10 protein-coding genes and 1 pseudogene are annotated in these 11,222 nt (G+C 51.6%); all 11 read left to right on the top strand.

Features of this window, described 5'->3' with window-relative positions:
• The first annotated feature begins 14 nt into the window (after positions 1-14).
• The 11 genes and pseudogenes from BAY1663_RS23975 (at position 15) to BAY1663_RS15840 (ending at position 10,808) form a co-directional block, all read left to right on the top strand.
• Positions 15-1,334 (top strand): D-glucuronyl C5-epimerase family protein, encoded by a 1,320-nt coding sequence (locus BAY1663_RS23975; protein WP_128576340.1) that lies wholly within the window; start codon positions 15-17, stop codon positions 1,332-1,334.
• Complete coding sequence (locus BAY1663_RS23980) at positions 1,331-1,636, top strand: hypothetical protein (RefSeq protein ID WP_128576342.1); 306 nt, start codon at positions 1,331-1,333, stop codon at positions 1,634-1,636. The genes BAY1663_RS23975 and BAY1663_RS23980 overlap by 4 nt, the downstream gene beginning before the upstream one ends.
• An 11-nt stretch (positions 1,637-1,647) precedes the next feature.
• Entirely contained in the window at positions 1,648-2,934 is a 1,287-nt protein-coding gene (locus tag BAY1663_RS23985; RefSeq protein WP_128576345.1) for a hypothetical protein, read from the top strand.
• A 24-nt stretch (positions 2,935-2,958) separates the two neighbouring features.
• Positions 2,959-3,669, top strand: coding sequence for a glycosyltransferase (locus tag BAY1663_RS25400; protein ID WP_256206820.1), 711 nt, complete (start codon positions 2,959-2,961; stop codon positions 3,667-3,669).
• Entirely contained in the window at positions 3,650-4,066 is a 417-nt protein-coding gene (locus BAY1663_RS25405; protein WP_256206821.1) for a glycosyltransferase, read from the top strand. The genes BAY1663_RS25400 and BAY1663_RS25405 overlap by 20 nt, the downstream gene beginning before the upstream one ends.
• Positions 4,067-4,081: 15 nt before the next feature.
• Positions 4,082-5,146 carry a non-hydrolyzing UDP-N-acetylglucosamine 2-epimerase gene (wecB, locus tag BAY1663_RS15815; RefSeq protein WP_037042579.1) on the top strand — a complete coding sequence of 355 codons (1,065 nt, stop codon included), beginning with the start codon at positions 4,082-4,084 and terminating at the stop codon, positions 5,144-5,146.
• 6 nt (positions 5,147-5,152) lie between these two features.
• The gene (locus BAY1663_RS15820; RefSeq protein ID WP_037042582.1) at positions 5,153-6,385 is read left to right on the top strand and encodes a glycosyltransferase family 4 protein; all 1,233 of its coding nucleotides are present in this window, start codon (positions 5,153-5,155) and stop codon (positions 6,383-6,385) included.
• A complete protein-coding gene (locus tag BAY1663_RS15825; RefSeq protein ID WP_037042584.1) occupies positions 6,382-6,978 on the top strand; it encodes a sugar transferase in 597 nt (198 codons plus the stop codon). The genes BAY1663_RS15820 and BAY1663_RS15825 overlap by 4 nt, the downstream gene beginning before the upstream one ends.
• A complete protein-coding gene (locus tag BAY1663_RS15830) occupies positions 6,975-7,595 on the top strand; it encodes an acetyltransferase (protein ID WP_037042587.1) in 621 nt (206 codons plus the stop codon). Before BAY1663_RS15825 ends, BAY1663_RS15830 begins: the two co-directional genes overlap by 4 nt.
• Positions 7,596-7,606: 11 nt before the next feature.
• Positions 7,607-8,785, top strand: a complete 1,179-nt coding sequence (locus BAY1663_RS15835) for a DegT/DnrJ/EryC1/StrS aminotransferase family protein (protein ID WP_037042589.1) — start codon at positions 7,607-7,609, stop codon at positions 8,783-8,785.
• A gap of 11 nt (positions 8,786-8,796) precedes the next feature.
• Positions 8,797-10,808, top strand: a pseudogene (locus BAY1663_RS15840) (polysaccharide biosynthesis protein).
• The last annotated feature ends 414 nt before the right edge of the window (positions 10,809-11,222 follow it).

The raw sequence follows: 11,222 nt of genomic DNA on the forward strand, positions 1-11,222 counted from the left end.
GTAAACATATAGGGATGAATATGCGCAGCTTAGTTTTTATGACTTTAATGCTTTTTGTTGGTATATCAAGTGCCGATCAGCTGTTGATAAATGACTATTGGGCTGGGTTTAGAACGCCAGCGGATTACTTTGTTGATGAACGGGATGGTTTTTCCGGTAGCTACAGGCTTTCAGATGACGGTGTTTTAATTTCGATATATCATGATCGCGGTGAGCAGTATAATCCAATGTTCTCTGCGGCATATGCCATCTCGGCTTGTAGGGAGTATTCCTCTACGAATGACCAACAGTATCTCAAAGCCATGACTGCCCAGTTAGATAAGCTTGTTGCTGTGGCAACTACCCGCAAGCTTGAGAGTGATTTTATTGTCTGGGAATATGATTTTGATATTGAGTCTTATGGTCTTAAGGCTCCTTGGGTATCTGGCCTGGCTCAAGGGCGGATTGCAGCAGAATTTATTTGCGCGTTTGATGTTACTAAGGATGTTAAGTACAGAGAGTTTGCTTCAAGTGCAATAAGAGCGTTTTCCATAGACATGGATAAAGGTGGCGTTGCAACAAAAACGCCTTATGGTATTTATTTTGAGGAAATCGCCAAGCCAGGCTTTCGATCTACTAAGGTTTTAAATGGGCATGTTAGTGCGTTGCAGGCAGTATGGCTATGGGCACAGGTTTCCCGTGATCCCGAGTTTGCGACCTTAGCAAAGGCTGGTATCGATGCAGTGCGGGCTGATTTAGCACATTACGATGCAGGGTTTTTGTCTTGGTACGATCAAGATATGACTCTTAAAGCGCGCCATATTGCTCCTCGTATGGATTACAACAATTTGCATGTTACCCAGCTGGCCTGGCTTTATCATGTCGATAAAGACCCTGCCTTTTTAGATTATGCATTGAGGTTTTCAGGCTATGAGCACCCAAGGCTTAATTTCACTGCAAGTTACTCTACTAATGCCAAAACTAATGGCCCGGAAAAATTAGGCTTCTTTGGTTATTCCAATTATTGGTCAAGCAGTGTATTCCCCGTATCTTTGGATATTGATTTGGGTGGTATGCGCAATATTAGTGGTTTGCATCTTTGGGGGTACACAGAAAAGGCTTCGCCCAAGGACTTTGATATTTTAGTTTCGGACGACGGTAAGCAATACCGTTTGCATCATAAAGTGCGCGGTAATCAAGATAAACTGTATTACGGTAGTTTTTCGCCTGTAACCTCTAGGTATGTAAAGACAGTTATTTTTTCTGATAATGGGAATAATAACGTTGCCTTTCGGGAATTTCTTATGTCGGAGGGAATAAGAAAGCTCAAGCAATTTCAAGTCGAATACGAATGACAAGTACAGCTAATCGCTTCTTTGACTCTGGTTTCGAAATGCGTGCGGGGGAGTGGTTGTTGATTGATAACCAGCAAGATATCTCCGCTGTGCAAAGGTGGATTGTCAGCGGTGTTTCGGATATACAACCCACAAAGTTTGAATGGAGTTCCGATTTGATTTCGTGGTACCCGGTCAAATATTCTACGGTGAAGGTTGACGAGAAAAAATTTGCTGTTGAACTGGCCACAGAATATGCGCAATATATCCGTTTCACTAGCGCTGCTCATGGGACAGTTGTAAAGATTGACGAAGCATTATGAAGGCTTTTAGGGTGCTGCCCATTGTTTTAGCTTTAATTGTTTTCCATTTGCCTTTCGCTAATAGTAGTGGCTGGGCTGCGGAAAATAATAAAGATCGTACCAAGTCAATTGATTTACTTTGGCGTCAGGTGGTGACGCCATATTTAAACGACGATGTATTTCGGGAGCCTTATGCGTATGATTCGAGTCATGCGCTGATGCTGCCTATGATTTATGCTTTTACTGGTTGTTATGAATCCAGATCCTGGATGAGGCGTGATTTCCATGAGGCTTTTTCTCGATTTTTAGAAAGCTCTAGTCCTTATGAGTTTAAAAATAGCCAGATAAAGTCACAATTTTACTATTTTTCTACTAAGTATGTTTCCTTGGCATCGGAGTGCGATGAGAGTGATAAGGCTGTCATGCGACTTGCGCGTTGGGTTGAGGAAAGTCTATATGCTCATTGGACTTCCACGCCTATTATTCATTGGACTGAGAAGTATCGTTTAAAAGGAGTTAAAGGAAGTCTTGAATGGAAGCTTTCTAATTCTGCGGTAACAAGGTCTTATTATTCAGCAATTGTTGATGAGGAATTGTTTGCTCTTGCGGCTGGCGCGGAATTGCTTTCGGCGTATTCAAAGCGATCTACTGCGTTTGCTCCATTTCTATATGAGATAACTAACAAGTTTTATTCCACTATTCGTCGCTACGGGAGGTTTCTACCTGATGGTGGTTGGTTGTTTCAGCCCGGAGCATGGCAGGATCATCCGGATTTCAAATATGCACACCATCAGCAACTTGAGCCTGGTCTTGAACCCGCCGTTACTGAAGGCATCTCGTGGGATTCAAGCCACTCGCACAGAATGCCACTTCTTTTGAAAAGCCTATTTGATGGCCTTTCAGCAACGGGCAATGGTCCTGCGGCTTTAGAGATTTCTGAAGTGATTGACGGCTTTAGGCTTCAGTTTGAGATGCATGTTTTGGTTGGGGCTGAAAGTGATCGCGATGGTCTTCTGATTAATAATTATATGGATGGTGGTAATGGTGTTTATCGCTACTCGTATCAAACGGTCGGAAATAATTTAGGTTATGGGCCGTATCAGCTGTCAGGCATTATGCTCGAAGGCTGGTTTGCTTTGGCAGGTAGCTCGGCTCTGAAATGTGAATATGAAGAGCTAAAATTTCCACTGAGTCGTGAGCTTCTAGATATTTATGTTGGCCCTAATACATCTAGAGTGCGCCACCCATTGGTTCAGTGGCCAGCGTATTTTACGAATGGATTTGCTGAACTTCATGCGCAGATAGCGGCTTCGATTTAGACTTCTGGAATTAGGGCGACTGCATTGGCTATACGAGTTACACACTTAACATCAGTTCATTCGCGCGCAGATACGCGTATTTTCCTCAAAGAATGTACGTCACTTGCGAAATTTGGCTATGAAGTATCGTTAGTCGTTGCCGATGGCCTGGGAAATGAGCTGGTAAACGGGGTTACCATAAAAGATGTAGGGCCCCCTAAAGGAAGGTTAGATCGTATATTTAAAGTTACTCGAAGAGTCTTTGATCAGTGTATGTTATTGGACTCGGATATTTATCATTTTCATGACCCGGAGCTGATACCTGTTGGGCTTCGTTTAAAGCGTAAAGGGAAAAAGGTTATTTTCGATTCTCATGAGGATGTGCCTAAACAACTGCTCGGAAAACCATACCTTAATCATTTCCTGCGCGCGATTGTTTCGGCGTTGTATTCCTCTTATGAGTCATTCGCTTCACGTAAATTTGATGCAATCGTTGCAGCTACTCCTTTCATTAGAGATAAGTTTAAAAAATTAAATAGTAATGTGGTTGATATTTGTAATTTTCCAATTTTGGGGGAGCTTCTGCCGCCCTTGGAAACTGACAGTGTACGAAAAAGCGTTTGTTATGTCGGTGGAATATCAGTAGATAGAGGCGCGAGGGAAATTGTTCTTGCGATTGGTCTGGCCAAAGCCTTTGTTCGACTTGAGTTGGCAGGCAGGTTCTCTGAAAAAAAATTTGAATGCGGAGCTAAGTAGTTACCCTGGTTGGTCACGTGTTGATGAGTTGGGTTTTATTGATCGGGAAGGTATTAAGAGTGTTATGTCCCGTTCAATTGCAGGATTAGTTACCTTGCACCCGGCAGTTAACTATGTTGATGCACTACCTATAAAATTGTTTGAGTACATGAGTGCGGGTATTCCTGTAGTCTCGTCGGATTTTCCTTTGTGGCGAGAAATTGTTGAGGGTAATGATTGTGGTCTGTGCGTCGACCCTCTAAATCCGCAAGCTATTGCCGATTCTATTGACTTTCTAGTTGAGAATCCCGGTCGTGCAAGGCAAATGGGCTTGAATGGGCAACGGACGGTAAATGATATTTATAATTGGAGTGTTGAAGAGTCTAAACTGTTTAGGCTTTATTCAGCTCTTAATTGATTTTTAGGTGGTTAAATGAAGTTGCTCACTATAATTGGCGCGCGTCCGCAATTTATAAAGGCAAGTGTGGTCTCGAGAGCTATTGCTGATCAGGCTGGATTGTCTGAGGTTATTATTCATACCGGGCAGCATTTCGATGCCAATATGTCTGATATATTTTTTGATCAGTTGGGTATTCCTCGCCCGAATTATCAGTTGGATATCCATGGCGGGTCGCACGGTGAGATGACCGGACGGATGTTGAGCGAAATCGAGCAGGTGATGATCAAGGAGAAGCCCGATCGTGTGCTGGTTTATGGAGATACTAACTCAACCCTGGCCGGGGCTTTGGCTGCGGCCAAGTTGCATATCCCGGTGGCGCATATCGAAGCGGGATTGCGTAGCTTCAATATGCGTATGCCGGAGGAGATTAACCGGATTCTCACCGATCAGGTGAGCGACATTCTGTTCTGCCCCACCCAGGCGGCGATGGAAAATTTGGCGCGGGAAGGTTTTTCGGATAAACCCGTTCAGGTGTTGAATGTCGGTGATGTGATGCAGGACAGTGCGCTGTTTTTTTCCCAGCGGGCAACGGCACCACGAGGTTTCGCTTTGTCCGATGGCTTTGTCCTCACGACATTGCACCGTGCGGAAAATACCGATGATCCTGCCAAGCTGGAAGCGATAATTAGCGCCCTGAACATGGTTCACTCGGCTGTCGCACCAGTGGTTTTGCCTCTGCATCCACGCACTAGAGCGGCAATTGATAGGACTGGTTTAACCCTCAACGTGCACGTTATCGAGCCGGTTGGGTATCTGGAGATGATCTGGCTGTTGCAGCGTTGTGGCCTGGTATTGACTGACAGCGGCGGTGTGCAGAAGGAGTCATTTTTCTTCGGCAAGGCTTGTGTGACCATGCGCGATCAAACCGAATGGGTGGAACTGGTAACCGTGGGGGCCAATGAGCTGGTTGGTGCCGACCAAGCTAATATCGTTGCCACCGTCGGTAGGCGCTATGGCCAGAAGATTGAGGATCAGCACCAGCTCTATGGCGGTGGTCAGGCTGCTAAACGTATTGCCGAGTACTTGAGCAGTAAATAATCCCTCATGACAAAAAAAACTATTTGGTTGATCAATCAGTACGCGTCCACGCCGGAAACCGGGATGGGAGGACGGCATTATTATCTGGCGCGTGAGCTTGCCAAGCAGGGGCATAAGGTCTATTTGATCGCAGCCAGTTATACGCATTTGCTTCGTCATCCGCCGAGCGTTGAGCAGGCCTATAAAACCCATTTGATCGAAGGCTTCAGTTTTGTCTGGGTGAAAGTTCCCAGTTACCCTGAGGCGCATAGTAAGAAGCGTATTTTCAACTGGTTCGCTTTTGCCTGGAAATTGCGCGGACTCAAGAACGTTATTGCAGACTCACCGGATGCGGTCTTGTATTCATCTCCCTCTTTGGTCGGTTTTCTTGGTGCCAGATATTTGGCGAGATACTATAAGGCTCGTCTGGCTTTTGAAGTGCGAGATATATGGCCGCTTACATTGGTGGAGTTGGGTGGTTATTCGCCAAGGCACCCCTTTATTCGCTTCTTACAGTGGGTAGAGGATAAGGCTTATCGTGAAGCGGATTTTGTTTTTTCCAACCTCAAGAACTCTGTTGACCACATGGTTGAACGCGGCATGGAGCAAGCCAAGTTTTCTTGGGTGGCTAATGGTTTTTCCATGGATGAGGTCGCTCAAAAACAGGGCTTGAGTTCGGCTACTAGCGAGCAGTTGCCAGATGGCAAATTTGTCGTTGGGTATGCAGGGACCTTCGGGCTGGCGAATGCGTTAGATTCGCTAATCCTGGCTGCTGATATTATAAAAAATAATACCGATATCGTAATCGTTCTGGTCGGTGATGGAAAAGAAAAGGAAGCTCTTGAGCGTTTGGTTGAGGAGAAGAAACTTTCTAACGTTCGCTTTGTGAATGCCATTCCTAAGGTTCAGGTACAGTCGATGCTGAATCGCTTCGATGTGTGCTTTATTGGCTTGACCGGGGATCCCTTGTTTAGGTTTGGTGTGTCGCCTAATAAGTTGTTCGATTATTTTTATTCGGGAAAGCCCATTATTTACGCAATTGAGTCGGGTGCATATACGCCGGTGACCGATAGCCAATCCGGTATCCAGATTCCCGCCGAGAATCCAGAGGCAATTGCTGAGGCGATCATGAAGCTCTATAAAATGTCGACTTCCGAGCGGGAAGACCTAGGTAATAATGGCCGACGTTATGCGTTGGAAAACCATGAGTATGCAAGTTTGGCAAAAAAGCTAACCCAGGCTCTATTGGGTGACAAATGATTAAGCGCCTTTTCGACGTTGTTGCCTCCTCTTTGGGTTTGCTTCTACTTTTCCCCATCATCGGTATTGTTGCCTGGCAAATCCGTCGCAAGCTCGGTTCGCCCGTGCTGTTCCGCCAGGTGCGCCCCGGCTTGAATGGTCGGCCATTCGAGATGATCAAGTTCCGTACCATGCGCGATGCCGTGGATGCGCTGGGTAATCCATTACCGGACTCCGAGCGTATGACACCGTTTGGCAGTTTCCTGCGTTCCAGTAGCCTGGATGAGTTGCCGGAGTTGTGGAATGTGCTTAAGGGCGATATGAGCCTGGTTGGTCCTCGTCCGCTGCTGATGGAGTATCTGCCGCTTTACAGTCCTGAGCAGTATCGGCGGCACGAGGTGCGTCCAGGGGTTACCGGCTGGGCGCAGATAAATGGTCGTAACGCACTGAGCTGGGACGAGAAGTTCAAGCTGGATGTCTGGTACGTGGACAATCGGTCGCTATGGCTTGATTTGAAGATCATCTTCCTGACCATCAAGAAGGTAGTCGTGCGAGATGGCATCAGTGCGGAAGGGGAGGCGACTATGTCCAAATTCACTGGTCGTAAGTTGTGAACAGGTTAGCCATCCTGGGGGCGAGCGGCCACGGCAAGGTGGTCGCGGATACCGCCGAATGCTGTGATTGGCAGTCCGTCGAGTTCTTCGATGATGCGTGGCCAGGTCTTCAAGAAAATGGCGTGTGGCCAGTCGTGGGCGATACGGCAGCTTTGATGGGCCGGTTAGCCGATTTCGATGGGGTGCTGGTTGCTATCGGTAATAACCGTATCCGTCATGCCAAGCTGCTTGAGCTGCTGGCGGCGGGGGCTCGCTTGGTGACACTGGTCCATCCTGCCGCCACCGTCAGCCGCTACGCCGCTATTGGCGAAGGGACGGTTGTTTTTGCCGGTGCGGTGGTCAATGCCGGCGCACGCATAAACCCGGGCTGTATTCTCAATACCGGCTGCAGCATCGATCACGATTGCCTGTTAGGCGATGCCGTGCATATCAGCCCAGGCGCACGGCTGGCGGGCGGTGTGCAGGTGGGCGACTTGAGCTGGATTGGTATCGGTGCCAGCGTGCGCCAATTGATTCGTATTGGCCAGCGGGTGATGGTGGGCGCCGGTTCGGCGGTTATCAGTGATATTCCGAATGATGTGACTGTGGCTGGCGTGCCGGCAAAAAGGATGAGGTAACCAGAGATATTATGCTCAACACCCCGTTTTCCCCTTGGCCAAGCTTCAGTGAAGAAGAGGCCAATGCCGTTCGCGATGTGGTTCTCTCCAACAAGGTTAATTACTGGACGGGGCAGGAGTGTCGTGAGTTCGAGAAGGAGTTTGCGACATGGGCTGGTACCGAGCATGCCATCGCGCTGGCCAATGGCACGGTAGCGCTGGATGTGGCGCTGCAGGCGTTGGGCATAGGAGCAGGTGATGAGGTAATTGTCACGCCGCGTACGTTCCTGGCTTCGGTATCCAGTATCGTCAATCGCGGTGCGGTGCCGGTGTTTGCCGAGGTGGATCGTGAGTCGCAGAACATCACGGTGCAAACCATTCGCGCAGTACTGACGCCGCGTACCCGGGCGGTGATCTGTGTGCATCTGGCTGGTTGGCCTTGCGATATGGATCCGATCATGGAACTGGCCGCCGAACACGAGCTGAAAGTGATCGAGGATTGTGCACAGGCTCACGGCGCCCGGTACAAGGGGCGCTCAGTTGGTTCTATCGGGCATGTCGGTGCCTGGTCATTCTGCCAGGACAAGATCATGACCACTGGTGGAGAGGGTGGGATGGTCACGACGAATGATCGTGAATTGTGGTCGAAAATGTGGTCGCTCAAAGACCATGGCAAGAGTTGGGAGGCGGTGTACGAGCGCCAGCATGCACCTGGCTTTCGTTGGTTGCATGAGAGCTTCGGAACAAACTGGCGGATGATGGAGGTTCAGGCGGTCATTGGCCGTATTCAGCTGCGTCGAATGGGCGATTGGCATGCGGCACGCTTGGCCAATTGCGAGCGCATATGGTCGGTTGCCAAGACTTTGCGGGGGCTTCGAGTACCGGAAGTACCGCAAGGTGTAGTCCATGCAGGCTATAAATGTTATGTCTTCATCGAGCCTGCACGGCTTGCCGAAGGTTGGAGCAGAGACCGTATCCTTGGCGAGATAGCTGCGCGAGGTGTGCCCTGCTTCTCGGGGTCTTGCTCCGAGGTCTATCTGGAGAAAGCTTTTGACGGTACCGGTTGGCGCCCCGCAGAGCGCCTGCCTATCGCGCGGGAGCTGGGGGAGACGAGCCTGATGTTCCTCGTTCACCCGACGCTGACAGTCGCCGAAATCGAACAGACCTGTGCAGTGCTCACTGAAGTGATGACGGCCGCCGTCGAACGATAAGGAAATGGAGCGTGTTGAGACTTGCTGAAAAACTCCGCGCCCGTCTGGTATCACTACCGCGGCGCTATAAGCGCCTTATCCAGGTGGCTACGGATATCGTGCTGGTATGGGCGGCGCTCTGGCTGGCGTTCGTGGTGCGGCTGGGGGATTCGAAGAATATCGAGCCGTTTGAGGGCCATGCCTGGCTGTTCGGTATCGCCCCGCTGATCGCCATTCCGTTCTTTATCCGCTTCGGCATGTACCGCGCGGTGATGCGTTACTTCGGTAACGATGCACTGATGGCGATTGCCAAGGCCGTTACGCTTTCGGCATTGCTGCTCTCCTTGGCCGTTTATTGGCGTACCGATGCGCCCAAGCTCATTCCACGTTCCATGGTGTTCAACTACTGGTGGTTGAGCCTGATGCTGATCGGCGGTCTACGTCTGGTGATGCGTCAGTACTTCATGGGCGACTGGTTTTCTCCCGCTTCCTTCACCAAGTTCAAGGGCAAGGATGCCGGCCTGCCGAAGGTCGCGGTGTATGGTGCCGGCGCGGCGGGCAATCAACTGGTGGCTGCCTTGCGCATGGGCCGCGCGATGCGGCCGGTGGCCTTCATCGACGACGATCCGAATCTGCATAACCGCTCCATCGCCGGGCTGCGCGTCTATTCAGCCAAGCACATCGCGCAGATGGTAGAGGAGACGGGCGCCGGGGAGATTCTGCTGGCCATTCCTTCCGCCTCGCGGGGGCGCCGGCGCGAGATTCTGGAAATGCTCGAACGCCTTCCGCTACACGTGCGCAGCGTGCCGGGCTTCATGGATCTGGCGAGCGGCAAGGTGCAGGTCGAGGACATTCAGGAGGTGGACATCGCCGACCTGCTGGGGCGCGATGCCGTGCCGCCGCAACAGGCTCTGTTCGAGCGATGCATCCGCAACCAAGTGGTGATGGTGACGGGGGCGGGTGGTTCGATCGGCTCCGAGCTGTGCCGCCAGATCCTGGCGAACAAGCCGCAGACGCTGCTGCTGTTCGAACACAGCGAATTCAATCTGTACAGCATCCACATGGAGCTGGAGCGGCGTATCGAGCGGGAGGCACTTTCCACCCGGCTGGTGCCGATCCTCGGGTCTATCCGCAATGGCGACCGCTTGCTGGACGTGCTGCAGACGTGGAAGGTCGAGACGATCTATCACGCCGCGGCGTACAAGCACGTGCCGATGGTGGAGCACAACGTCGCCGAGGGAGTGCTCAACAACATTCTCGGTACCATGAATGCCGCCCAGGCGGCGGTGCAGGCGGGGGTTGCGAACTTCGTGCTGATCTCCACCGACAAGGCTGTGCGCCCGACGAACGTCATGGGTAGTACCAAGCGCGTGGCGGAGATGATTCTCCAGGCGCTGAGCCGTGAGCAGGCGCCGGTGCTTTTCGGGCGCGCGGACGATGTCCATCACGTCAACAAGACGCGTTTTACCATGGTGCGCTTCGGCAATGTGCTCGGCTCGTCTGGCTCGGTGATTCCGCGCTTCTATCAACAGATTCGCAGCGGTGGTCCGGTGACGGTCACCCATCCGAAGATCACGCGCTACTTCATGACCATTCCCGAGGCCGCGCAGTTGGTGATCCAGGCGGGCTCGATGGGGCAGGGCGGGGATGTGTTCGTGCTGGATATGGGGCAACCGGTGCGTATTGCCGAGTTGGCCGAGAAGCTGATTCACCTGTCGGGCCTGAGCGTGCGTTCGGAGAAGTGTCCGCATGGGGATATCGCTATCGAATACACCGGCCTACGCCTGGGGAGAAGCTCTACGAAGAGTTGCTGATCGGCGATAACGTCAGCCCCACCGAGCATCCGATGATCATGCGTGCCAATGAGGAGTACTTCACCTGGGATACGCTCAAGGGCGCGCTGGCGAAGCTGCTCAAGGCGGTGGAGGAGGATGACTACCCGCAGATTCGTCTGCTGCTACGTGAAGTCGTGACGGGGTACGTGCCGGAAGGCGAGATCGTCGACTGGATCTATCAGCAGCGGCGGGTCGAGCCGGGAGAGTAGAGGGAGGGGCTTTCCGGCTGTTTCGGTTTGCTCCTGCCGCTTTTGTGGGAGGCCCGCCCCGGGGTGATGCTTTTGAACTTTTGGGCAGGCCTTGCGGCCTGCAATCGCCGCGAGGGCGCGCCTCCCACGGGGTTCGGTGTGCACCTGCCGCTTTTTGTGGGAGTCCCGACCCGGGGTGATGCTTTTGAGCTTTTGGGCAGGCCTTGCGGTCTGCAATCGCCGCGGGGGCGCGCCTCCCGCGGGGGGCTGTGTGGGGCTTGCTGCTTTTGTGGGAGGCCCGACCCGGGGCGATGCTTTTGAGCTTTTGGGCAGGCCTTGCGGCCTGCAATCGCCGCGAGGGCGCGCCTCCCACAGGGTTCGGTGTGCACCTGCTGCTTTTTTGTGGGAGGCCCGACCCGGGGTGATGCTTTTGAG

The organism is Pseudomonas sp. BAY1663, assembly GCF_000582595.1.
GTDB lineage: Bacteria > Pseudomonadota > Gammaproteobacteria > Pseudomonadales > Pseudomonadaceae > Stutzerimonas > Stutzerimonas stutzeri_AF.

What these genes read in the sequence shown, in the direction of transcription:
- BAY1663_RS23980 (WP_128576342.1), top strand. Translation starts at nt 1,331, where the DNA reads ATGACAAGTACAGCTAATCGCTTCTTTGACTCTGGTTTCGAAATGCGT.
- wecB (WP_037042579.1), top strand. Translation starts at nt 4,082, where the DNA reads ATGAAGTTGCTCACTATAATTGGCGCGCGTCCGCAATTTATAAAGGCA.
- BAY1663_RS15825 (WP_037042584.1), top strand. Translation starts at nt 6,382, where the DNA reads ATGATTAAGCGCCTTTTCGACGTTGTTGCCTCCTCTTTGGGTTTGCTT.
- BAY1663_RS15820 (WP_037042582.1), top strand. Translation starts at nt 5,153, where the DNA reads ATGACAAAAAAAACTATTTGGTTGATCAATCAGTACGCGTCCACGCCG.
- BAY1663_RS23975 (WP_128576340.1), top strand. Translation starts at nt 15, where the DNA reads ATGAATATGCGCAGCTTAGTTTTTATGACTTTAATGCTTTTTGTTGGT.
- BAY1663_RS15835 (WP_037042589.1), top strand. Translation starts at nt 7,607, where the DNA reads ATGCTCAACACCCCGTTTTCCCCTTGGCCAAGCTTCAGTGAAGAAGAG.